22 protein-coding genes are annotated in these 22,884 nt (G+C 68.3%); 11 read left to right on the forward strand and 11 right to left on the reverse strand.

Annotation, left to right across the window (positions count from 1 at the left end):
• Nucleotides 1–5: 5 nt before the first annotated feature.
• The 3 genes from ACFVIV_RS00725 to ACFVIV_RS00735 are packed head-to-tail and all read right to left on the reverse strand — an operon-like array spanning nt 6 to nt 3,586.
• Nucleotides 6–1,136 (reverse strand): acyl-CoA dehydrogenase family protein, encoded by a 1,131-nt coding sequence (locus ACFVIV_RS00725; protein ID WP_379192436.1) that lies wholly within the window; start codon nt 1,134–1,136, stop codon nt 6–8.
• The gene (locus tag ACFVIV_RS00730; RefSeq protein WP_379192438.1) at nt 1,137–2,042 is read right to left on the reverse strand and encodes an enoyl-CoA hydratase; all 906 of its coding nucleotides are present in this window, start codon (nt 2,040–2,042) and stop codon (nt 1,137–1,139) included.
• Complete coding sequence (locus tag ACFVIV_RS00735; protein ID WP_379192440.1) at nt 2,039–3,586, reverse strand: FadD3 family acyl-CoA ligase; 1,548 nt, start codon at nt 3,584–3,586, stop codon at nt 2,039–2,041. Before ACFVIV_RS00735 ends, ACFVIV_RS00730 begins: the two co-directional genes overlap by 4 nt.
• A gap of 70 nt (nt 3,587–3,656) precedes the next feature.
• On the opposite strand from ACFVIV_RS00735, the gene ACFVIV_RS00740 reads away from it, so the two are divergent.
• The 8 genes from ACFVIV_RS00740 (at nt 3,657) to ACFVIV_RS00775 (ending at nt 12,593) form a co-directional block, all read left to right on the forward strand.
• Nucleotides 3,657–4,877: an acyl-CoA dehydrogenase family protein gene (locus tag ACFVIV_RS00740; RefSeq protein ID WP_379193098.1), complete on the forward strand. Its 1,221-nt coding sequence runs from the start codon at nt 3,657–3,659 to the stop codon at nt 4,875–4,877.
• The gene (locus ACFVIV_RS00745; RefSeq protein WP_379192442.1) at nt 4,874–5,668 is read left to right on the forward strand and encodes an SDR family oxidoreductase; all 795 of its coding nucleotides are present in this window, start codon (nt 4,874–4,876) and stop codon (nt 5,666–5,668) included. Before ACFVIV_RS00740 ends, ACFVIV_RS00745 begins: the two co-directional genes overlap by 4 nt.
• A 228-nt stretch (nt 5,669–5,896) precedes the next feature.
• Nucleotides 5,897–6,655, forward strand: coding sequence for a hypothetical protein (locus ACFVIV_RS00750; RefSeq protein ID WP_379192444.1), 759 nt, complete (start codon nt 5,897–5,899; stop codon nt 6,653–6,655).
• A gap of 40 nt (nt 6,656–6,695) precedes the next feature.
• Nucleotides 6,696–7,304, forward strand: a complete 609-nt coding sequence (locus tag ACFVIV_RS00755) for a TetR/AcrR family transcriptional regulator (RefSeq protein ID WP_379192446.1) — start codon at nt 6,696–6,698, stop codon at nt 7,302–7,304.
• Nucleotides 7,305–7,406: 102 nt separating this feature from the next.
• Nucleotides 7,407–8,558, forward strand: a complete 1,152-nt coding sequence (locus tag ACFVIV_RS00760) for an acetyl-CoA C-acetyltransferase (protein ID WP_379193099.1) — start codon at nt 7,407–7,409, stop codon at nt 8,556–8,558.
• 168 nt (nt 8,559–8,726) lie between these two features.
• Nucleotides 8,727–10,559 (forward strand): multicopper oxidase family protein, encoded by a 1,833-nt coding sequence (locus tag ACFVIV_RS00765; RefSeq protein WP_379192448.1) that lies wholly within the window; start codon nt 8,727–8,729, stop codon nt 10,557–10,559.
• Between the two features lie 57 nt (nt 10,560–10,616).
• Nucleotides 10,617–11,087 (forward strand): hypothetical protein, encoded by a 471-nt coding sequence (locus ACFVIV_RS00770; RefSeq protein ID WP_379192450.1) that lies wholly within the window; start codon nt 10,617–10,619, stop codon nt 11,085–11,087.
• A 123-nt stretch (nt 11,088–11,210) separates the two neighbouring features.
• Nucleotides 11,211–12,593, forward strand: coding sequence for a uracil-xanthine permease family protein (locus ACFVIV_RS00775; protein WP_379192451.1), 1,383 nt, complete (start codon nt 11,211–11,213; stop codon nt 12,591–12,593).
• A gap of 4 nt (nt 12,594–12,597) precedes the next feature.
• Here ACFVIV_RS00775 and ACFVIV_RS00780 read toward each other — a convergent pair whose 3' ends face one another.
• The 8 genes from ACFVIV_RS00780 to ACFVIV_RS00815 all read right to left on the reverse strand — a co-directional run bounded on the left by ACFVIV_RS00780 (nt 12,598) and on the right by ACFVIV_RS00815 (nt 19,069).
• Nucleotides 12,598–13,605, reverse strand: a complete 1,008-nt coding sequence (locus tag ACFVIV_RS00780; protein ID WP_379192453.1) for a cation diffusion facilitator family transporter — start codon at nt 13,603–13,605, stop codon at nt 12,598–12,600.
• Nucleotides 13,606–13,706: 101 nt separating this feature from the next.
• On the reverse strand, nt 13,707–14,564 hold the full coding sequence (locus ACFVIV_RS00785) for a metallophosphoesterase (RefSeq protein WP_379192455.1): 858 nt from the start codon (nt 14,562–14,564) through the stop codon (nt 13,707–13,709).
• A gap of 113 nt (nt 14,565–14,677) precedes the next feature.
• On the reverse strand, nt 14,678–14,989 hold the full coding sequence (locus tag ACFVIV_RS00790) for a helix-turn-helix domain-containing protein (protein WP_379192457.1): 312 nt from the start codon (nt 14,987–14,989) through the stop codon (nt 14,678–14,680).
• Nucleotides 14,986–15,363, reverse strand: coding sequence for a type II toxin-antitoxin system RelE/ParE family toxin (locus ACFVIV_RS00795; RefSeq protein ID WP_379192459.1), 378 nt, complete (start codon nt 15,361–15,363; stop codon nt 14,986–14,988). The genes ACFVIV_RS00790 and ACFVIV_RS00795 overlap by 4 nt, the downstream gene beginning before the upstream one ends.
• 209 nt (nt 15,364–15,572) lie before the next feature.
• Nucleotides 15,573–16,655 (reverse strand): NAD(P)H-dependent flavin oxidoreductase, encoded by a 1,083-nt coding sequence (locus ACFVIV_RS00800; RefSeq protein ID WP_379192461.1) that lies wholly within the window; start codon nt 16,653–16,655, stop codon nt 15,573–15,575.
• Complete coding sequence (locus ACFVIV_RS00805) at nt 16,652–17,410, reverse strand: CoA-transferase subunit beta (protein ID WP_379192463.1); 759 nt, start codon at nt 17,408–17,410, stop codon at nt 16,652–16,654. The genes ACFVIV_RS00800 and ACFVIV_RS00805 overlap by 4 nt, the downstream gene beginning before the upstream one ends.
• Entirely contained in the window at nt 17,410–18,288 is an 879-nt protein-coding gene (locus tag ACFVIV_RS00810) for a CoA transferase subunit A (protein WP_379192465.1), read from the reverse strand. The genes ACFVIV_RS00805 and ACFVIV_RS00810 overlap by 1 nt, the downstream gene beginning before the upstream one ends.
• A gap of 4 nt (nt 18,289–18,292) precedes the next feature.
• Nucleotides 18,293–19,069: an enoyl-CoA hydratase family protein gene (locus ACFVIV_RS00815; RefSeq protein WP_379192467.1), complete on the reverse strand. Its 777-nt coding sequence runs from the start codon at nt 19,067–19,069 to the stop codon at nt 18,293–18,295.
• A 72-nt stretch (nt 19,070–19,141) separates the two neighbouring features.
• Between ACFVIV_RS00815 and ACFVIV_RS00820 the strand changes: the two genes are divergently transcribed.
• The 3 genes from ACFVIV_RS00820 (at nt 19,142) to ACFVIV_RS00830 (ending at nt 22,874) form a co-directional block, all read left to right on the forward strand.
• Complete coding sequence (locus tag ACFVIV_RS00820; protein ID WP_379193100.1) at nt 19,142–19,924, forward strand: SDR family oxidoreductase; 783 nt, start codon at nt 19,142–19,144, stop codon at nt 19,922–19,924.
• Nucleotides 19,925–20,056: 132 nt separating this feature from the next.
• A complete protein-coding gene (locus ACFVIV_RS00825; RefSeq protein WP_379192469.1) occupies nt 20,057–20,968 on the forward strand; it encodes an SDR family oxidoreductase in 912 nt (303 codons plus the stop codon).
• A 616-nt stretch (nt 20,969–21,584) separates the two neighbouring features.
• Complete coding sequence (locus ACFVIV_RS00830) at nt 21,585–22,874, forward strand: hypothetical protein (protein ID WP_379192470.1); 1,290 nt, start codon at nt 21,585–21,587, stop codon at nt 22,872–22,874.
• The last annotated feature ends 10 nt before the right edge of the window (nt 22,875–22,884 follow it).

Here is a 22,884-nt window from a genome sequence, read left to right on the forward strand (position 1 = left end):
GGGTCTCAGCGTGGCAGGCCGAGCAGGCGTTCGGCGATGATATTGCGCTGGATCTCGTTGGTGCCCGCGTAGATCGGGCCGGCCAGCGAGAACAGGTAGCCGTCGGTCCAGGGGGATTCCTGTTCACCGGCGGCGCCGTGGATTTCCAGGGCGGTTTCGTGCATGGCGATGTCCAGGTCGGACCAGAACACCTTGTTCACCGAGGATTCCGCGCCGAGCTGTCCGCCTGCGGCGAGCCGGGTGACGGTGGCCCAGGTGTTCAGGCGGTACGCCTCGGCGCCGACCCAGGCGTCGACGACGCGGTCGCGGACGGCGGTGTCGGACTCGGAAGCCGTTGTGCGCCACAGGTCGATGAGCTTGGCGGCGGTGGCGTTGAAGCGGCCGGGACTGCGCAGCGACAGCCCGCGCTCATTGCTGGAGGTGGCCATGGCGACCTTCCAGCCATTGTTCGGCTCGCCGATCACGTCCTGATCGGGAACGAACACATTGTCCAGGAAGATCTCCGCGAATCCGGGCTCACCGTCCAGCTGCGGGATGGGGCGCACGGTAATGCCCTCGGCCGTCAGCGGGAACATGAGATAGGTGAGGCCGCGGTGCCGTTCGGCCTCGGGATCGCTGCGAAACAGACCGAAGCCCCAATCCGCGTAGGAGGCCCGGGAACTCCAGGTCTTCTGGCCGTTGAGGAGCCACCCGCCCTCGGTGCGCCGCGCGGTGGACCGGATGCCGGCCAGGTCGCTGCCCGCCTCCGGCTCGGACCAGGCCTGCGCCCAGATATCCTCGGCGCGCGCCATTCTCGGCAGGATGCGGGCCAGCTGCTCGGGCGAGCCGTGCTCGAACAGGGTGGGCGCGAGCAGGAAGATGCCGTTCTGCGAGACCCGCCCCGGCGCTCCGGAAGCGTAGTACTCCTCTTCGAACACAACCCATTCCGTCAGCGAGGCGTCGCGCCCGCCGTACTCCGCGGGCCAGGCCACACACGACAGCCGGGCATCGGCCAGCGTGGCCTCCCAGGCCCGGTGCGCCTCGAAACCCTCCTTGGTGTCCATGGACGGCAGGGGAGCGGCGGGGACGTTGGCCGTCAGGAACTCGCGCACCTCGCGGCGGAATTCCTCGGTCCCGGCATCGAATTCGAGATCCACTTACTTCGCCCCGTTCTGTTCGGTGCCGGCCGTGGCGGCGGCCTTCATGGACTTGGCGTTCATCCCGCCGAGAGAGTCGGCGCCGACCTCGGCATTGTGGGCGTGCGCGAAATGGTGCAGCCCGAAGACCGAATCCATGCCGGCGCGCATCCCCATCAGGTCCTCGCACTGGTTGACGGCCTTCTTGGTCAACGCCAGCCCGAATTGCGGCATCTCCGCGATCTTCTCGGCGAGCGCGAAGGTTTGGGCCTCCAGTTCGGCGCGCGGCACGACCCGGTTGACCATGCCCCACTCGTAGGCCTGCGCCGCGGTGAAGCGCTCACCGGTGAACAGGATCTCCTTGGCGCGCCGCGGTCCCAGCACCCACGGGTGCGCGAAGTACTCGACGCCCGGAATGCCCATGCGCACCACGGGATCGGAGAAGAAGGCGTCCTCGGAAGCGACGATCATGTCGCACGACCAGGCCAGCATGAGCGCGCCCGCGATGCACGCCCCCTGCACCATGGCGATGGTCGGCTTGGGAATCTCCCGCCACCGCCGGCACATGCCCAGGTAGACCTCGGTCTCCCGGGCGAACCGCTGGTCGCCGCCGGGCCGGTCGGTGTGGTCCCACCACAGCGCGGCCTTGTTCTCGTACTCGACGTGATGGTCGCGCCCCGGGGTGCCGATATCGTGCCCGGCGCTGAAATGCTTTCCGGCCCCGGCCAAGACGATCACCTTCACCTCGGCGTCCGCCACGGCCCGCACGAAGGCGGCGTCGAGCGCATAGGTCATGACCGAGTTCTGCGCATTGCGGTAGTCCGGCCGGTTCAGCGTGACGACCGCGATCGGCCCGCGCTTCTCGTACAGGACGACCTCGCCCTCATCGGGAACGGAACCCGGATTGCCACTCTCGTCGGCACTCACGCCTTCTCCTCACGTAGTTGCCGCTTGAGCACCTTCCCGGCGGCGCTGTAGGGCAGCTGATCGCGGAACTCCACGAACCGCGGCACCTTGAAATTGGCGAGCAGCGCCTTGGCATGCGCCACCACGTCGTCCGCGGTCAGCGTGGCGCCGGGCCTGCGCACCACGTACACCTTGCCGACCTCGCCCATCCGCTCGTCCGGCACGCCGATGACCGCGGTCTCGGCGACGCCGTCCAGCCGCGCCAGCGCCTGCTCCACCTCGGCGGGGTACACATTGAACCCGCCGGAGATGTACATGTCCTTGAGTCGGTCGGTGACCTTCATGTACCCGCGCTCGTCGATCACCGCGACATCGCCGGTGTGCAGCCAGCCGTCCCGGTCGATGGTGTCGGCGGTGGCCTGCGGATCGTCCAGATAGCCGAGCATGATCTGCGAACTGCGCAGCAGCAGTTCGCCATTGTCGGCGAGTTTGATCTCGAACCCGTCGATGGCCCGCCCGCAGGTATTGGCAATGGTCTCCGCCGAGTCCTCCGGCCGGCACATGGTGCCGAAGCCGCCGGATTCGGTCTGCCCGTAAGCGGTCAGCACCACGTCGAAGCGCAGTTCCGCGCGCATGCGCTCGATGAGCACGACCGGCACGGTGGCCGCGCCGGTGACCGCCACGCGCAGCGAGGACAGGTCGGCCTGCTGCCGCGCCGGATGCTCGAGAAGGGTCTGGAAGATGGTCGGCGGCCCGGTGAGCACGGTGATGCGCTCGTCGTGAATGAGCCGCATGCTCTCCGGCACATCGAAGGTGGCCTGCGGCACGATGGTCGCGCCGGTGGCGAGGCAGGCGAGAATGCCCGCCTTGTAGCCGAAGCTGTGGAAGAACGGCGGCACCACCAGATAGCGGTCGTCGCTGTTCAGCGTCGCGCAATCCGCCCAGGCGCGGGCGCTGGTCAGCGCCTTGCCGTGCGAGATGAGCACGCCTTTGCTGCGCCCGGTGGTGCCGGAGGTGAACAGGATGTCCGAAAGGTCGTCCGCCCGCACGGATTCCGCCCGCGCAATGGCGTCCTCGAGGCCGACGGCCTCCGCCAGCTTCGGCAGTTCGCTCCAGCCGATGGCATTGTCGACGGCCGTCTCGGTCCCGGCCGGAATGACGATGACGGTCTCGATCGCCAGTTCGGGTGCGGCGGCCCGCAATTCGGCCAGCCGATCGCGGCCGAGGAACTCGCCCACGATGAACAGCGCCTTGGCGTCCACCCGGCGCAGCACATCCGCGGCCTCGTCGGCCACGTACCGGGTGTTCAACGGCACGATGGCCGCGCCCACGTAGTGGGTGGCCAGCACCGCGGTCACCCAGTGGTGGGTATTGGGAGCCCAGATGCCGATCCGATCGCCGCGTTGAATGCCGCGCGCAAGCAGGACGCGGGCAGTCTCACGGACCGAGTCGAGCAATTGTGCCCAGCTCAGCCGCGCGGCACCGTCGCATACGGCAGGTGCGTCGCCGTAGGCGCTCGCGGCGGCGTGCAGCGCGAGCGGGGTGGTCTGCGGTGGGGATGTCACGGGGTCTCCGAGCGTCCGGGAATGGGTCTAACAAAGCAAGTGCTTGGTAGGTTACTCTACGGAGGTGAGCATGATCCAGACCCCCGAACCGGACAGCGGGACGACCAGCGCCGATGAGGTGAATTTTCGCTCCGAAGTGCGGGAATGGCTGGCCGAGAACCTGAATGGGCAGTTCCGCGAACTCCGCGGACTGGGTGGTCCGGGCCGCGAGCACGAGGCGTTCGACGAGCGCCTGGAATGGGATCGGGCGCTGGCCGCCGCGGGGCTGACCTGCCTGGGCTGGCCCAAGGAATGGGGCGGGCGCGACGCCACGCTGCGGCAGCAGGTCATCTTCCACGAGGAGTACGCCAAGGCCGATGCGCCCAGCCGCGTCTCGCATCTGGGTGAGGAACTGCTCGGCCCGACCGTGCTGGCCTTCGGCACCGAGGAGCAGAAGCGCCGCTTCCTGCCCGGCATTCGCAATGTCACCGAGCTGTGGTGCCAGGGCTACTCCGAGCCCGGCGCCGGCTCGGATCTGGCGGCCGTGGCCACCTCGGCGTATCTGGACGGCGACGAATGGTCGATCACCGGCCAGAAGATCTGGACCTCGCTGGCGCACCTGGCCGACTGGTGCTTCGTGGTGGCGCGCACCGAGAAGGGCTCGCAGCGCCATCACGGCCTGTCCTATCTGCTGGTGCCCATGAAGCAGCCCGGCATCGAGGTGCGCCCGATCATCCAGCTCACCGGGACTGCGGAATTCAACGAGGTCTTCTTCGACAATGCCCGCACCGCAGCCGATCTCGTGGTCGGCGAGCCCGGCGACGGGTGGCAGGTCGCCATGGGCACGCTCACCTTCGAGCGTGGCATCTCCACGGTCGGTCAGCAGATCCGCTACGCGCGCGAGCTCGCCGATCTGGAAGCCGTCGCGCGCAAGAACGGCGCGTTCGAGAACCCGGTGCTCGCCGATCGCTTCGACACCGCCTGGGTCGGCCTGCGGGTGCTGCGCGCGCATGTGCTGCGCACCCTCGAATCCGGGCACGACGGCGCGTCCGTCGATGCCCGCACCGCCGCCGGGCAGGCATCGGTCACCAAACTGCTGTGGGCCAACTGGCATCGCGGCCTGGGCGAGCTGGCCATGGACGTGCTGGGCGCGCCCGGTCTCATCGCCGACGCCCCGGGCGCGGATCTCAATGCCTGGCAGCGGCTTTTCCTCTTCACCCGTTCCGACACCATCTACGGCGGCTCGAACGAGGTGCAGCGCAACATCATCTCCGAGCGCGTGCTCGGTCTACCCCGGGAGGCTCGTCCGTGACGGATCTGTCCATCGCTCCTGAAATCACCGGCGGGCACAACCTGCTGGCCGGCAAGACCGCGGTCGTCACGGCGGCCGCCGGCACCGGCATCGGCTCGGCCACCGCGCGCCGCCTGCTCGCCGAGGGCGCGGATGTGGTGATCTCCGATTGGCACGAGCGCCGGTTGAAGGAGACCGAGGAAGCGCTGACGGCCGAATTCCCGGACCGCCGAATCGCTTCCGTGCCGTGCGATGTGAGCAGCACCGAACAGGTGGACGGGCTCATCGCCGCAGCCGCGCAGGCGCTGGGCCGCATCGACATCATGGTCAACAATGCCGGTCTCGGCGGTGAGACGCCGGTCATCGACATGACCGACGAGCAGTGGGACAAGGTTCTCGACATCACCCTCAACGGGACCTTCCGATGCACCCGCGCGGTGCTGAAGTACTTCCGCGACGCCGGTCACGGCGGCGTGATCGTCAACAATGCCAGCGTCCTGGGCTGGCGCGCCCAGCACGGGCAGGCCCACTACGCCGCCGCCAAGGCCGGGGTCATGGCGCTGACCCGGTGCAGCGCGGTCGAGGCCGCCGCGTACGGCGTGCGCGTCAATGCCGTGGCGCCCAGCATCGCCCGGCACGCCTTCCTCGACAAGGTCACCTCCGGTGATCTGCTGGACCGTCTCGCCGCCGGTGAGGCCTTCGGCCGCGCGGCCGAACCGTGGGAGGTGGCCGCGACCATCGCCATGCTCGCCAGCGACTACACCACCTACCTCACCGGTGAAGTGGTTTCCATTTCCAGTCAGCGGGCCTGATTTCGCGATTTCGGATTTGCGCCGTTGATTTCGCTTCGGCGCAACCGAATTCCTGCGTTCGGGATGATGTGGAAAGCCGTGTCGCCGAGTAGCAGATTTCCTCACTGCCGCGTTCCGAGGGGGCGCGGCGGTGCGTATTTCGGCCGAGGCGGAAAATGGCTGGCGCGCGGGTGGTGCCATTGTGCAATCCTGGTTTAGGCCGGTTCCGCTAGTCGAAGGGCGCGACCCATGGGTCCGGATCGCCGAACACAAGCAGCCCACGAACCCCACGAAGAACTGGAACTCGAACTCGAGCTCGTGCGCGAGGTCGTTTTGGCGCGCCGAAGACTCGACAATGTCGTCCTGGCGGCATTGACCTTGGGTGCGGAATTGCTCGATCACGATTCCGAGCGCGCGACGGCCATGCGCGCCGCGCAGATCCTCGAACAACACGCGGTCGACGAGGGCGAGGTGTCCCGCGACCCGAAGGCCGCCCTCCGCCGCGACATGGTCCGCGACCGGGAACGCGCCCGCCGCATCGGCCTGGCCCGGGAATCCCTCCAGGGCCTCTCCGAAACCGAGAAGCGCCGCCGCAAACAGACCGCCCTACTGTGCGAAGTACGCGCCGACCTCCTCGAAGTGGTCCGCCAATGTCGCCGCCTCCGCTTCGACCACACCGCCTTCGCCGACGGCATAGCCCAGGGATTGTGCGCCGCCACGGACAAACTGGTGGTTGGAGCAGACATGGAGACATATCGGGCATGGCAGCGCGGCATGGTCCTCAAGATCAGCGAAGTGCCCACCCAGGACGGCGGCCTGCCCCGCGCCATGGTCACCGTCGACGCCGGTCCCGGCCGCGAACCTCTGACCGTCGAATGGGACAGCCCGGAACGCCGCCTCGCGCTGGTTGCCCGCATGGCCAGGGCCGGAATCTCCCCCGTGGTCATCTGCGACCGTCTATTGGCAGATCTGTCGATGTCCTCGCCGCTGAGGTACTCAATCCGCTAGCCGGCTGTACCAAGCAAATGCTTGGTTGTATATTGGGGCGGTGACCCCACCACCGGACCCCTCCAAGTCTGCGCGCCGGAGCGAGCTGCTCGGCTTGGCCGCCACCCTGTTCGCCGAGCGCGGACTGCGCGCCACCACGGTTCGCGATATCGCCGATGCGGCGGGGATTCTATCGGGGAGTCTCTACCACCACTTCGATTCCAAGGAAGCCATGGTGGACGAAATCCTCCGCGGCTTCCTCGACGACCTCTTCGGACGCTACCGCGAGATCGTCGCCGCCGGGCTCAGCGCCCGCGACACGCTCGAAGCGCTGGTGACCGCGTCCTACGAATCCTTCGATCACTGGCATGCGGCCGTGGCCATCTACCAGGCCGAGGCCAAACGCCTCAGCGGCACACCGCGGTTCGGCTACATCGACGACTACAACAAGGAATTCCGGGAGCTGTGGCACCGGGTGCTCACCCAGGGCGTCGCCGACGGCAGCTTCCGCCCCGAGATGGATATCGAACTGGCCTATCGATTCCTGCGCGACACCGTGTGGGTCTCGGTGCGCTGGTATCAGCCCGGCGGCCGCATCACCGTCGACAGCCTGGCCAAGCAATACCTCACCATCGTGCTCGACGGGCTCACCAATCCCGAAGCGAAATAACCCACTCTGGGGAATCTCAGGGGCAAGTCCTGAGACCCCGGGAGTTCCAGCGTTCCAGTAGGAGTTCCAATGTCTGCACCGTCCCGCCGTCAGTACACGCCGATGCGGGAGGCGTACGTGATCGACGCCGTGCGCACCCCGGTCGGCAAGCGCGGCGGCTCGCTCGCCGATGTGCATCCGGCCGATCTGGGCGCGGCGGCGCTGCGCGGACTGCTGGGCCGCAACAAGATCGACCCCACCGCCGTCGACGATGTGGTCTTCGGCTGCTGCGACACCATCGGCCCGCAGGCCGGCAATATCGCCCGCACCGCGTGGCTGGCGGCCGGCTATCCGGAGTCGGTGCCGGGCGTGACCGTGGACCGGCAGTGCGGTTCCTCGCAGCAGGCCATCACCTTCGGCGCGCAGGCCATCATGTCCGGCACCGCCGAGGTGATCGTGGCCGGCGGCGTGCAGAACATGAGCGCCATCCCGATCTCGGCGGCCATGCTGGCCGGTCAGCAGTACGGTTTCGACGCGCCGTTCGTGGGCTCCGAGGGCTGGGATCACCGCTACGGCACCGGTGAAGTGTCGCAGTTCAATTCGGCCCACATGATCGCCGAGAAGTGGAACATCAGCCGCGTCGACATGGAGCAGTGGGCGCTGCGCAGCAATGAGCGCGCCCGCAAGGCCATTGTGGAGGGCAAGTTCGAGAACGAGATCGTGCCGGTGCGCGACTTCTGGATCGACGAGACGCCGCGCGAGACCAGCATGGAGAAGATGGCCGGGCTCAAGCCCCTCGCCGAGGGCAGCCGCATCACGGCCGCGGTGGCCAGCCAGATCTCCGACGGCTCCGCCGCCACGCTGCTCGCCTCGGACTGGGCGGTCCAGGAGTACGGGCTGACCCCGCGGGCGCGCATCCATCACGTGAGCGCGCGCGGCGCGGATCCGATTCTCATGCTCACCGCGCCGATTCCGGCCACCAAGTGGGCGCTCGAGAAGACCGGGCTCACCATCGGCGATATGGACGTCATCGAGATCAATGAGGCATTCGCCTCGGTGGTGCTGGCCTGGCTCGAGGACACCGGCGCGGATCCGGAGAAGGTGAACGTCAATGGCGGCGCCATCGCGCTGGGTCATCCGCTGGGCGCGACCGGCGCCAAGCTGTTCGCCTCGCTGCTGCACGAGCTGGAGCGGGTCAACGGCCGCTACGGGTTGCTCACCATCTGCGAGGGCGGCGGCACCGCCAATGTCACGATTATCGAGCGGCTCGGCTGAAATCGTCTGAGCCACAGCTGATATGCGGCCGCGCACCGATTTCCGGTGCGCGGCCGCCATCATTTTGTGTCCGTAATGCCGTTTTAGCCCCATCCGATAGACCAGTTGAATAACGAAAAAGCACTGCCCCGGATGCCATGAGTATTCAGGGGAGAGAATCAACTGATCATGAACGCGAACCTGCCCAGACGGGGGTTCCTCCTGGGGGCTCTCGGCATTCTCGGACTCGGCGTCACCGCCACCGCGGGGGCCGATCCCGTTCCGCTGCCGCCGCCGCCGATTCCGATCCCGCCGCTGCCGCCGCCACCCCTGACCCCGCTGAACTATCACTCCCCGCCGCTGCAGCCGTTCGTCGACGTGCTGCCCATCCCCGAAACCGTCCCGGCCGCCGGGGAATTGGCCGCTACCGCCGATGTTCACCGCTACCACCGGGACCTCCCGGAAACCCGCAGCTGGGGATTCTCCCGCCCGGTACTCGGGCCGAATCTGGAGGCCTGGCGAGATCGGGTGGCGCGCATCGCCTTTCCGCAACGGCTCGGCGAGCACGTGCTGGCCTCGCACGTCGACGTGACCATGCACGGCGTGACCGACCTCGACCGCACCGATCCCCGCTTCACCGTGCACCTGCACGGCGGCGCGAACGCGCCCGACGCCGACGGGCATCCGCTCATCGGCTGGCGCAACGGCGGCCGGCCGAGCTTCACGTACACGAATCGGCAAGAGGCGGCGACGCTCTGGTACCACGACCACGCCATGGGCATCACCCGGCTCAACATTCAGGCAGGCCTGGCCGGAATGTACTACGTGCGCGATGAATTCGACACCGGCGCCGCGGACAACCCCCTCGGCCTGCCCAGCGGCGAGTTCGAGATCCCGCTCATCGTCCAGGACCGCACCTTCAACCCCGACGGCAGCATCCAGCCCATGGTCGGGGTCTATATTCCGGAGGGCTACAACCAATCCGGCCAGCTCGGCGACGTGGCCTGCGTCAATGGCATGGTCTGGCCGTGGCTCGGCGTCCGCCGCACCCTGTACCGGTTCCGGCTGCTGAACGGATCCAACTCGAGACCGTACATTTTCGAGTTCTCCAACGGCATGCCCTTCTTCGCCATCGGCGGCGATCTGGGCCTGCTCGACGCCCCCGTGCCCACGACCTCGATTCGCGTGAGCCCCGGCGAACGCGTGGACCTGCTGGTGGATTTCAGCGGGCTGCCCGACGGCACGGCGGTCGAGCTGATCAATACCGCCCTCAACGACCTCGGCAATACCATCTTCATGGTCCCCGAACTCCGGAACATCATGCGCTTCACGGTCTCCGGGCCGGGGCCGCCGGCCATCGTGCCGCCGGTGCTGCGGGGTTACGACGGGCTGCCGGAGGCCCTCGAACCGATCTACTCGCCGGAATCCGTTCGCGTCATGACCCTCATGGGCCTCAATGACGATTCCCGCTCGGCGGCCGTCTTCCCGACCATGATGTCGCTCAACAACCTGCCGTTCCTCAGCTCCGATATCGATATGGCCCGGGCGGGCACCACCGAACGCTGGGACATCGTCAACTGCACGCCCTTCGACCACCCCATTCACATCCACCTGGCCCGGATGCGGGTGATCAGCCGCCAGCCCATCCTCACCTTCGCCTACTGGCTGGCCAACTATCCGCCCGCCTTCGGCATCCGCTGGGCGCCGCCCGCCGACGCCCACGCCCTGGGGCCCGAACAACTGCCTCCGCCTTGGGAACTCGGCTGGAAGGACACCGTCGAATGCCCGACCGACACCATTACCCGCGTGCTGGTGCGCTGGCCGTCGGTCGAGGAGCTCGGCTTCGATCCGGACGCCGCCATACCCGTGCCCGCCGGGGCCGAGGCCATCGCGCCGTCGGGAACCCATGGCGCGGACCATCTCTCGGGACACGAGGACATCCGCGGATATGTCTGGCACTGCCACAATCTCGATCACGCCGACCACGACATGATGCAGCAGGTCCGGGTCACGACGGATTGAGCGACGGATGCCGGGAATCCGGGCGTGTGATTCGCGGCGGCGGACTATCAATGGGCTATGCAGGGGCGGTTCGAGGAGATCGGGCGCAGGGCCCGGCGCGTGCAGGAGGCCGTCGACCGGGTGCGGGGCGGTGCGCGCGTGGGCGGGGTGCGGATCGAGGTGGCGGCCGACGGGCGCATCACCGAGCTGGAATTGCCGGACCCGGCTGTGGCGCACGCGGTTCTGTTCGCACACGAGAAGGCCCTGCGGCAGGCGCGCGAACGCGCGGGGGAGTTGCGACGGGAATTGACGGATGATCCCGCCGTGGCGGAGGCGATGCGGCGGTTCCTCGCGGCCGAGGGCGCCGCTGGCGATCGGGTAGGGGCCACCGCCGGCGATCAGGCCGGGGCCGCCATCGGCGACCGGGCCGGGTCGCAGGACCGCGCCGGGAGCGCGGCGGCGCGGCCGGTGACCGATCCCGGTGAGGATCCCGGCTACGAGAATCCGTACGCGCTGCCGCCGGAGGTGCGGCGGCGACTGGGGATGTAGGCGGATCGTCGAATCGAGCACAGCGCGCCGCGCCTCGGTGCGGTGATAAACCGAACGGTTGCTCGCCTACGATGTCGGGGATTATCCGACCTGGTAGAAAGCGACGACACTATGGACCTCGGCGTGCGCTGGACTCTGCACGGCGACGGGCGAACTCCCGCGCCGGGCGCTGTGGTGAAGCCCGATGAGCGGCTGTCCTGGCCGCGCACCTTCGGACTGGGCGCCCAGCATGTGGTGGCCATGTTCGGGGCCAGCTTCGTGGCGCCGGTCCTCATGGGTCTGGATCCCAACCTGGCCATCATGATGTCGGGCGTCGCCACGGCGGTGTTCCTCTTGGCCACCAAGGGCCGGGTGCCGAGCTACCTCGGCTGCTCGCTGTCGTTCGTCGGCGTGGCGGCGGTGATCCGGGCACAGGGCGGCGGCAGCGCCGCGGTCACCGGCGCGTGCCTGGTGGTCGGGCTGGCGCTGTTCCTGGTCGGCCTGGCCGTGCAGCGGTTCGGGGCGCGCATCATTCACGCCGCCATGCCGCCGGTGGTGACCGGTGCGGTGGTCATGCTCATCGGCTTCAATCTGGCTCCGGTGACCGCCTCCACCTACTGGCCACAGGACCAGTGGACGGCGCTGTTCGTCATGCTGTTCACCGGTCTCGCGGTGGTCGCGCTGCGCGGATTCTTCTCGCGCATCGCGATCTTCCTCGGCCTGGTCTTCGGCTACGGCCTGTCCTGGGTGCTGGATCGCGTCTTCGGCAAGATCCACTCGGCCGACGGCAGCGGCGCGGTGACCGAGCACTGGCGCCTCGATCTCTCCGGTGTGTCCCAGGCGAATTGGATCGGGCTGCCCGATTTCCACGCCCCGGCCTTCGAATGGTCGGCCATCCTGGTGGCGCTGCCCGTGGTGATCGCGCTGGTCGCCGAGAATGCCGGCCACGTCAAGGCGGTCGGCGAGATGACCGGCCGCAATCTCGACGACAAGCTCGGCACCGCCATCGCGGCCGACGGCGCCGCCTCCATGCTCTCCACCGCGGTGGGCGGCCCGCCCAACACCACCTACTCCGAGAACATCGGCGTCATGGCGGCCACCCGCGTGTACTCCACCGCGGCCTATTGGGCCGCGGCCCTGTTCGCGCTGCTGTTCGGCCTGTGCCCGAAGTTCGGCGCGGTGGTCGCTGCCATTCCCGGCGGCGTGCTGGGCGGCATCACCGTCATTCTCTACGGCATGATCGGCCTGCTCGGCGCGCAGATCTGGACCAATGCCAAGGTCGATCTGCGCAATCCGCTGAACCTGGTCCCGGCCGCGGCCGGCCTGATCATCGGCATCGGCAATGTGAGCATCGAGTTCACCGAGAACTTCACCCTCAGCGGTATCGCGCTGGGCACGCTGGTGGTCATTACCGGCTATCACGTGCTGCGGCTGTTCGCCCCGGCGCACTTCAAGGTGGAGGAGCCGCTGCTGGACGAGGGCACCTCGTCCTATGACGAACCGTCCGAGCCGAAGTCCGACCGCTGAACCGTCAGCTGCGGGATCCGGCGTAACCGGTCGCGGTGTGCGAGGGGCCGTGGGACTGCTCGCAGTGCGAGGCGGTGTCGCGGCCCAGCGCCAGCACGCTGGGCGTGGCGTGATCGACCTGCAGGGTGGCGTGGTCGATGTGGAAGTCGTGGGACAGGAAGTGCGCCAGGTCTTCCCGGACCGCGTGGCAGTCGCTGCCGGGCTCGACCAGGACGTGCGCCGACAGCGCGGGGGAGCCGGAGGTGATCTCCCAGATGTGCAGGTCGTGCACCTCCACCACCTGCTCGCGGGCGGCCATGGCCGTGCCGATGGCGACCGGATCCAGGCCCTCGGGCGCGGCCTCCAGGAAGATCCGGGTGGAGGCGCGGACCAGGTCGACGCCGGCCTTCACCATGAGGGCCACCACGATCATGGTGGCGATGACGTCCGCCTGCACGAAACCGGTGAGCATGATGACCGCACCGGCGACCGCGGTGGCGATGAAGCCGTAGAGGTCATTGAGAATGTGCTGGTAGGCGCCCTCCACATTGAGGCTGGTGCGGTTGGCGCGATTGATCATGAGGGTGGCGATGAGATTGACCACCACGCCGATCAGGGCGGTGACCAGCACCAGGCCGCCGGTGACCTCGGGCGGCTCGAATAGTCGGCGCACGGCCTCGTAGGTGAGCCAGGCGGCCAGCAGCAGCAGGGTTGCGCCATTGGCGAAGGCGGAGAGGATCTCCACCCGCTTCCAGCCGAAGGTCATGCGGCCCGCGGCCGGGCGGGCGGCCAGCCGGATGGCCCAGAGCGCCAGCACGATGGAGGCCGCGTCGGTGAGCATGTGCGCGGCGTCGGAGAGCAGGGCCAGCGAGCCGGAGATGATGCCGACGACCACCTCGCCCGCCATGAAGACGACGATCAGCGCGAGGGCTCCGGCCAGCCAGCGCTTATCGCTGTCGGCCGTGGCGCCGTGCGTATGGCCGTGGCCGTGCGAATGTCCGTGATCGTGACCGTGCGCGTGTCCTGCACCCACCGTGTTCTCCTTTCGTGCAACCGCAGGCGATCATATGCACACATCACTATGTATGCAAGGGCAATGGACATCCGCCCAGCGTGCACGATGTGAGCCGGCGCTCACCCAGCGCGCGATTCCGCCAATTCCGCGGTGGCACAAGGAAGTTGCAGCACCGTCCAGGACTGCTCGGCCCGATAGCCCGGATGGCTGGAGGCCTCCGGATCGGCGCCCAGACCCTCCACCCGTGTCCACCGCCCATCCCCGCAGGCAATGGTCTCGGTATAGCGATAGTGCAGGTGACCGTGGAAATGCAGGCCCGGCTGCAGCGTCTGCACCACCAGCTGGATCCGATCCTGGTTCGGGAAGCATTCCGGCCGGTCCTTGCGATTGAACTTCGGCTCGGTGGCCCGCGGCTTGTCGTGGGTGAGCAGCACGTCCACCGGGGAACTGTCCGCGATGAGCAGGGCGTCCAGCTCCTCGTCGGTCATCTCCTCCTCCGGAAACCAGAGCGTCCCGGCCGTCATCGGCCGCCGCGAGGACCCGTACCCCCGCCGCCGCGCGGCCTGCTCCTCCTTGCGCGCCTCCCGCGCCAGCCGCCACCCCTTGTCCGTCGACCGCGCCCCGCCGAAGGCCGCGAACCGCGTCCCCTCCCACATCCACCGATGCCCGCGCGGCGCGTACCGCACGAACTTCCGGCACACCAGAAACCCCTCCTCGTCGCGCCGCTCGTCGTACATCTCGTGCAGCAGCGAGGACTTGTCGTGATTCCCGTCCAGGAAATACACCGTCACCCCGGCCTTCTTGGCCGCCCTATTCACCACGTCGAAGTACCGCCGCCCCGACGGCATGTGCTCCCACGCCCCGAAATCCCCCACCGCGAACATCCGCGCACAGTTCTCCCGCACCGCGACCTGCACCATGGCCAGCGCGTGGCTGGTGTTCCCGTGGAAATCCCCGACAATCAGCACATTCCCCATCGCCCCATGGTGGCAGCCGTCCGCCTCCGAAGCACCCCCAATTCCCGCCCTGCACGGGTGTGCGAGCGCTCACCCGACGCGCGATCCCGGCAATTCTTTGGTGGCACTCGCCGTTACGCCGCTCGGTCGACGAACTCGACCGCCAACTCCTCTCCCATGAACGACAGTTTGAGTTCCGCCTGCAGAGCGATGGACAACCTGTGCAGCAGGGGCAAGGTCGGCGTGACATCGCCGCCCTCGAGGCGACTGACCTGTGGCTGTGTCATACCAGCTCGATGCGCCAGCTCGGTCTGCGTGATGCCCAGCCTCGTCCGCCTGTCGTGGACAGCCTGGGCCAGTGCGAAAGCGTCAGCCGAGGCGATGTACTCCGGATCGGCTCGATGTTCGTCCGGGATCTTCCAGCGGCTGTGATGGCCACGGTTCATTGCTGATCCTCCTCGAAGTGCCTGTCGTAGATATGCGTCGCGGAGCCGTGTTCGGCTTCGCACTCCTTCTGGGCTTGGATCACTCGATCGACTTCGCGCGTCTCGCGCATTCGCGTTTTGTGAAACACGGTCAAGAGGACCACCCGTCGACCGGGAGCGAGCCAGTATCCGATTCGGATGGAAGCGCCACTCAATCGGAAACGTAGTTCACGTACCGGGCCGTCCAGCTGGCGCGTCCATGGTTCACCCAAAGTCGTTGGACTGTCGGCCAGTCTGTCGACCTTGAACTCGACTGCTCGATATTCGGCCTTGGTGAGCGTGTCGAGCCAAGCGCGGACCTCGGGTTCGAGTTCGATCGCGTACGGCTCCTCCATGCTTCGGACTGTATATACCATGCAGTGTATAACACCTGGTAATGGTCGGCGAGAGGGAATTGGGGGAAATGCGAAGACCGTCCCCGGGCGAGAGGTACCGGGGACGGTCCGTGCGCGACCGAACGGCTGTTGCCGCGCAATCGGATCCGGTGTCTTCCGGATCCGTCATACGCGGCCGGATTGTGGCGGCCGCGTAAGTCGGGGGTGGGTCAGGCGGTGGCGGTGTCGGTGACGCGGTAGCGCGCGAGACCGTCGATCCGGGCCACCGCGTCGTCGATGATGCGGTCGATGAGTTCCCGCACGGTGGGCAGGTCCTCGATGATGCCGGTGACCTGGCCCGCGGCCAGCACGCCCGCTTGGGTATTGCCTTCCACCAGACCGGCTTTGAGCAGCATGGGGGTATTGGCGGCCATGATCACCTGGGACCAGGTGAGGTCCTTGTGCTTGCGCATGGCCAGACCGTCCTTGACGATGGCCGACCATTTCATGCCGGTCATCCCCTTGAACTTCATGGCGTTTCCGGCCGCCGCGACGAACCCGCGGGCCTTGCCGGAGTGCTCCAGTTTCTGCACCAGCTCGGTATTGAGCACCCGGTGCGGCATGCCGTCCACCTTGGTGGAGACCACGGTGTCCTGCAGGCCGCGCCGCAGATACTCCTGCTTGACCGAGTCCGGCACACTGCTTTCCTGCGTGAGCAGGAAGCGAGTGCCCATCGCGACGCCGGCCGCACCGTAGGACAGCGCCGCGGCCAGGCCACGCCCGTCGAAGAAGCCGCCACCGGCGACGACCGGGATGTCGACCGCATCGAGGACCGAGGGCAGCAGCAGCGTGGTGGCGACCGGACCGGTGTGGCCGCCGCCTTCGCCGCCCTGCACGATAACCGCGTCGGCGCCCCAGGACGCCACCTTGACCGCGTGCTTGGCCGCGCCGATGGATGGAACCACCACGACCCCTGCGTCTTTCAGCCGGGCGATGAGTTCCTTCTTGGGTGCCAGCGCGAACGACGCGACCTTCACTCCTTCTCTGATGAGCAGTTCGATCCGCTCCGGCGCATCGGTGGCGTCGGCGCGGATATTCACGCCGAACGGCTTGTCCGTCTGGGCCTTGGTTTTGGCGATCGCGGCTTCCAGTTCGGCGAAGGTCATGGTCGCGGAGGCGAGAATGCCCAGTCCGCCCGCATTCGCGGTGGCCGAGACCAGGCTCGGACCGGCGACCCACCCCATGCCGGTCTGCACGATGGGATGCTCGATGCCGACCAGCTCGGTCAGCGGGGTCTTCAGCCGCGGTGTCATGCCGTCACCTCCTTCTCCCGGAAGCCCTTGGGGTCCAGCACGGTTCGAATGATCCGCAGCTCTTCCTCGGTGGGCAGCCGGGTCTCGCCCGCCGCGGCGAGCCCGGCGATCTCGAAGGAGGTGTTCTCGGCGACCTCGTCCGCGCTCACACCGGGATGCAGCGACAGCGCGCGCATGGTGTGCTCCGGCCCGCCGAAGTCGAAGACGCCCAGGTTCGAGACCACCCGGTGCAGGTGGTGGAAGCGGAAGGCCGGATTCTCCGGATCGACCTTGTCGTAACCGATTCCGGAGACGATGTCGACGTTCTCGCAGAACACCCGCTTGTTGTGCTTGGGCACGAAGTAGCTGGTGGCGTGGTTGATGGTATTGCCGGGCGCGCCGCGCACGCCGAACATCTGCCGGGTCGGCTGCTGCAGCGGGCCGAAGGCGGACAGGTTCTGATTTCCGAAGCGGTCCAGCTGATTCGCGCCCATGACGACATGGCGGCGGCCGGAGGCGACCACGTCGAACACCTTGGAGAACGGAATCCAGCCCTCGATCGGCGCCTTGCCGCCGATGGCCGGGACCTCGGCGAAGAACAGCGCCTCACCGTCGGACAGCAGCAGGTCCGGCTCGAAGGTCAAGCGCGCCAAGCGCGCTCCGATGGTGGTGACGGTGGACATGGGGCTGGCCATGATCTCGCCCGCGCCGCGGAAGATCTCGGCGGCCGCGACGACGCAGATCTCGGCCCGGGTAATGGTCTGGGTCTCGGTCATTACTGCTGCTCCTCGGCGAAAGCACGGACGGCGGCCTGGTATTCGTCCTCGGACACGTCCAGGTAGCGGGCCTTGAACGCCGCCCACGATTCGGGCGTCTTGGCGGCCTCGACATAGTGCCGCTGGAACTTCTCGTCCCGGCCGTAGCTGCCGGAGAAGGTGAAGTGCGCGCCGCCCGGCGCCTCGACCACACCGTCGACCATCATGCGGTTGAGAATGATCGCCTGCTGCGGCACGGCTTTCACCAGCTCGTCGGTCTCGACGAGCCGATCCACCGACAGGTACCGCCGCTCGGCGGCGAGCGCGTACAGATCGTCGAAGTACGGATCCACGCCGGTGTAGGCGGCATTGCCGTGCTTGTCACCCAGATCCAGATGCACGAAGGCGGCGTCCAGATTCAGGGCCGGCATGGCGATGAGGGTTTCGCTGCGCCCGTCGGCATCCTGGTACGGCGACTGCACGGTTTTCAGCTCGCCCTCCCAGAAATCCACCACGGCCGAACCCAATCCGGCGCGAATGGGCAGGAACGGCAGGCGCGCGGCGGCCGCTTGCAGCCCGCACTTCACCATGCCCTCGTCCATCTCGCGCACGGTGATCTCGCCGCCGGTGCGCGCCTTGGCGAACCAGGGATCGTAGAACGGCGCGGAATCCAGGGATACGAAGCCGTAGTAGGCCTTTCGCACCTTGCCCGCCGAGCACAGCAGGCCCAGATCCGGCCCGCCGTAGGTGACCACGGTCAGATCCTCGAGGTCGGACTTCAGAATCGCCCGCACGAAGGCCAGCGGCTTGCGCCGCGAACCCCATCCGCCGATGCCGATGGTCATTCCGCTGCGCAGCTCGCCGACGACCTCGTCGAGCGTCATTCGCTTGTCGCGCATACTCTTACGACTCCTTCTGCTGCGCTGATTTCTGGGCGGCCAGATCGTCGTCGAAGCGCGCCCGGATCTCGTCCGCCACGCCCGCCAGGTTGAGCTCCATGGTGAAGCCCTGTTCGAACCGGTAGGAGCGGTGCACGTCCTGCACGTCGATGCCGTTGAGCGCCTTCTTGGCGGCGCGGATGACCCGCCCGTCCTTGTTGGCGATGTTCTTGGCGACTTCCATTGCGGCGGCGTCGAGTTCGGCCCGCGGCACCACCTTGTACACCGATCCGTAGTGGTGCAGCTGCTGCGCGGTGAGGGTGCCCGCGGTGTAGAACATGGTCCGCATCAGATGCTGGGGCACCAGCCGCGCGAGGTGGGTGGCCGCGCCGAGCGCGCCGCGATCCACTTCGGGCAGCCCGAAGGTGGCGTCGTCGGAGGCCACGATGACATCGGAATTGCCGACCAGGCCGATGCCGCCGCCCAGGCAGAAGCCATTGACGGCGGTGACGACCGGCACCTGGCAGTCGTAGACGGCGGCGAAAGCCTCGAAGCAGCCGTGGTTGGCGCGAATGAGCGCGGTGTGCCCGGTGTCCCGGTTCATCTCCTTGATGTCGACACCGGCATTGAATCCCCGCCCCTCCGCACGCAGCACCACGACCCGGGTCGCCGGGTTGCGGCCGGCCTCCCGGATGGCGTCGGCCAGGGCGAACCAGCCGTCCGAAGGCAGGGCGTTGACCGGCGGGTAGTCGACGGTGACGACGTCGACGCCCTCGGTTTCGGTGTGACGGTTGATCCCCATCGCGTGTCCTTGGAGTTGTAGGAGCCATCGTTGGCAAAACAAGCAAGTGCTTGGTAGGTTAGCACGGTGGCAATCGAAGTGAACCTCTCCGGCTCGGTCGTCCTGGTCACCGGCGGCGTGCGCGGGGTCGGGGCCGGTATCAGCCGGGTCTTCCTGGACGCCGGCGCGACCGTGGTGGCCTGTGCGCGGCGGCCCGCGGACGTGCCCGTGGAAAGCAATGGACGGGGTATCGACTTCCTGCCGTGCGATGTGCGCGACCCGGATTCGGTGCGCGAGCTGATCGACGCCGTGGTGGGGAAGTACGGTCGGCTCGACACCGTGGTCAACAATGCGGGCGGTGCGCCGTTCGCCCTGGCCGCCGACGCCGGCGCCAACTTCCACTCCAAGATCGTGCAGCTGAACCTGCTTGCCCCGCTGCTGGTTTCACAGGTCGCCAATGAGGTGATGCAGAAGCAGGAGACCGGCGGCTCGATCGTGATGATCTCCTCCGTCTCCGGGCACCGGCCCTCGCCGGGCACCGCCGCCTACGGCGCCGCGAAAGCCGGTGTGGACAGCCTGGTTTCATCACTGGCCGTCGAATGGGCCCCGAAGGTGCGGATCAACTCGGTCATCGTCGGCCTGGTCAACACCGAGTCCTCGCATCTGCACTACGGCGACGAGGAAGGCATTGCCGCCGTCGCGCGCACCGTGCCGATGCAGCGCATGGCCGTGCCCGAGGACATCGGCCGCACCGCAGCCTTCCTGGCCTCGCCCCTGGCCTCGTACATCAGCGGCAGCGCACTGCTGGTACATGGCGGCGGCGAGAAACCGGCCTTCCTCGAAGCCTCCACCGCCGATGTTCCCGCCGGCCACTAAGCGCCCCTCTCCCTCCCAAGGGTGCCAACGTTCCAGCCGGCCGCCAGGCCCCCTCCTCCCTCCCGGGGTGTTGGGGCGTAGCCCCCAACTTCCCTCTTTCACTCCAGTGAGTACTCCAGCGAGGTAATCGATATGACCGACAACAAGATCTGCGAAGGCCGCGTCGTCATCGTGACCGGTGCGGGCCGCGGTATCGGCCGCGCGCACGCGCTCGCTTTCGCCGCCGCGGGCGCCAAGGTCGTGGTGAACGATCTGGGTGCCGAGCTCGATGGCGCACCCAGCCCGGAGTCCCCGGCCGCCCAGGTGGCCGAGGAGATTCGCGCCGCCGGCGGCGAGGCCGTCGTGAACGGCGACGACGTCTCCGACTGGGAGGGCGCCCGCCGCATGATCGCCACCGCCGTCGAGACTTTCGGCCGGCTCGACATCCTGGTGAACAATGCGGGAATCGTTCGTGACCGGATGCTGGTCAATCTCGGCGAGGACGAGTGGGACGCCGTCATCAAGGTGCACCTCAAGGGCCACTTCGCCCCCATGCGGCACGCCGCGGAGTACTGGCGCAACGAATCCAAGGCCGGCCGGCAGCCCGAGGCCCGGATCATCAACACCAGTTCCGGTGCGGGCCTGCTGGGTTCGGTGGGCCAGGGCAACTACTCGGCCGCCAAGGCCGGAATCGCGGGCCTGACCATCACGGCGGCAGCGGAATTCGCGCGCTACGGCATCACCGTCAATGCCATTGCCCCGGCCGCGCGCACCCGCATGACCGAGACCGTCTTCGCCGACACCATGGCCGCCCCGGAGCAGGGCTTCGACGCCATGGCCCCGGAGAATGTGTCCCCGCTGGTGGTGTGGCTGGGCAGCGCCGATTCCGCCGGCGTCACCGGCCGCATGTTCGAGGTGGAGGGCGGCAAGGTGACCGTGGCCGACGGCTGGCGGCACGGCGTCTCCATCGATCGCGGTGCGCGCTGGGAGCCGGCCGAGCTCGGTCCGGTGGTGCGGGATCTGCTCGCCAAGGCCACCGCGCCGGAGCCCGTGTACGGCGCCTGATTTCACAACCGCGCCACGAGTATTCGTCGCCGGCGTCCCGGAATGGGGCGCCGGCGATTTTTTCGTTGCCATCGGTGTGGCCTGTTTTCGGCCACGGCTATCGGTTTTGGGTCGCGGCGGGTGTGCCGGGGCGCCGGAATCGGTGGGCAGCAAGCGTCTGGAGACGCTTGTGAAGCGTGTGATGCTGGCCACTTTCAAGGTGGAATGTGATCTCCATCGGCATGTGCCGGGTTGTCCGGTTCGCCCGGATTGACCGAAGGGCAATGGGGCACTTGCGGCGAAACGCGTGACAGATGGGGCTGATGTAGGGGTCTGAGGTTGCGAAGACGGCCAATTGGCCTGTGCCGCTTGTTGATATTGGGCATGTCGGGGAGGACGCAGGCGTACGGTTTGTGAGCCCCCCTAATGCCGCCAGAACTTGTGTGGGGTCACATGGTGACCGGTACGATGACCGCGTTCCGCAAAGTTCCGGCAATCGGGGCGACCGGGCATTGTGTGAAACTGTCTCACCCCGCCTGATGCGGGTTGGGATTCCCGTATCGATCGGGGAGTTCTTCCCTACCCGCTGCGGGAGCAAAAGCCGACTGCGCAGTATCGATGAGGGGATGGCTGGCGCATGATCGTTGGTCGCGCATTGCGCCTGGTGGCAGTGATCGCAGCTGTCACCGGTTCGGCCCTGCTCGGGCCCGGGAGTGCCGGTGCGCAACCGGGCATCCCGCTCGAGCCCGCGCCGGACGATCCGGGCACCAGCCTGCCCCAGCAGCAAGAGGTCGGCGCGCCCGTCCCGGTGAATCCCGTTGCCGGTCCCGAGGATCTGGTGGCCGCCATCCTGGGCGTCGGCACCGGCTCGGCCGCGGTGGGTTCCGCGGGCGTCGGCTCGGCGGGCGTCGGCTCGGCGGGCGTGGGCTCCGCCGGCCTGGGCACCATCCTCGGCGGCACCGGCTCCGGCGTGCTGGGCACCGGTTCGGCCGCCGTCGGGTCCGCGGGCGCGGGCCTGGGGTCGGCGGCCGTCGGCACCGGCTCGGCCGGTCTGGCCACGGGTTCCGCGGCACTCGGAACCGGTTCGGCGGCAGTGGGTTCCGCCGGTCTCGGCGCCGGATCCGCCCTCGGTCTCGGTTCGCTCGGCGTGGGTTCGGCCGGTGTCGGCACCGGCTCGGCGCTGCTGGGCCTGCTGTTCGGAACCGGGTCCGCGGCAACGGGTTCGGCCGCCGTTGGTTCCGCCGCCGTCGGTTCCGCCGGAATCGCCGCGTTCTGCACCGGCTCCGCCGCCGTCGGCTCCGCCGGAATCGGTTCCGCCGCCGTGGGTTCCGCCGGTGGTTCGGCGGGCGCCGGTTCGGCGGCCGGTTCGTCCGGCGTTGGTTCGGCCGCGACCGGTTCGACCGGTGTGGGCTCGGCCGCGGTCGGTTCTGCCGGAGCCGGTTCGGCCGCAACGGGTTCCGCGCTGACCGGTTCGGCCGCGACGGGTTCGGCCGCGGTCGGTTCCGCCGCCACCGGGTCCGCCGCGCTCTGCGCCTCCCCGCTGCTGCTCCTGCTGATTCCGCTGCCGAGCCCGCCCGCGCCGGCGCCGCCGCCGGTCCCGCTGGAGATTCCGCAGCCCCCGAGCGCGCCCGCGCCCGCCGCCGTCGCTCCGGTGGTCGCGCCGGCCCCGCCCGCGCCGGCACCGGCGCCCGCCCCGCCGCCACCGCCGCCCGCGCCGGCTCCCGTTCTCGCGCAACCGGATCCGGCCGTGACGCCGACCTCGGCCAATAGCCCGCTGCCGCCGCTGAAACTGCTGTCGGTGGTGGGCGGCCTGATCGCGCTCACCCTGGCCGGCACCGGGTCGGGCGCGGTGAGCTTCCAGAGCGCGTCGGCGGCGCAGGGGCGGATCGACGCCGCCCGGGCCGCGTTCTTCGGACCGAGGCTGTGAGGGGACCGCG

Source organism: Nocardia sp. NPDC127526 (assembly GCF_042672265.1).
GTDB lineage: Bacteria > Actinomycetota > Actinomycetes > Mycobacteriales > Mycobacteriaceae > Nocardia.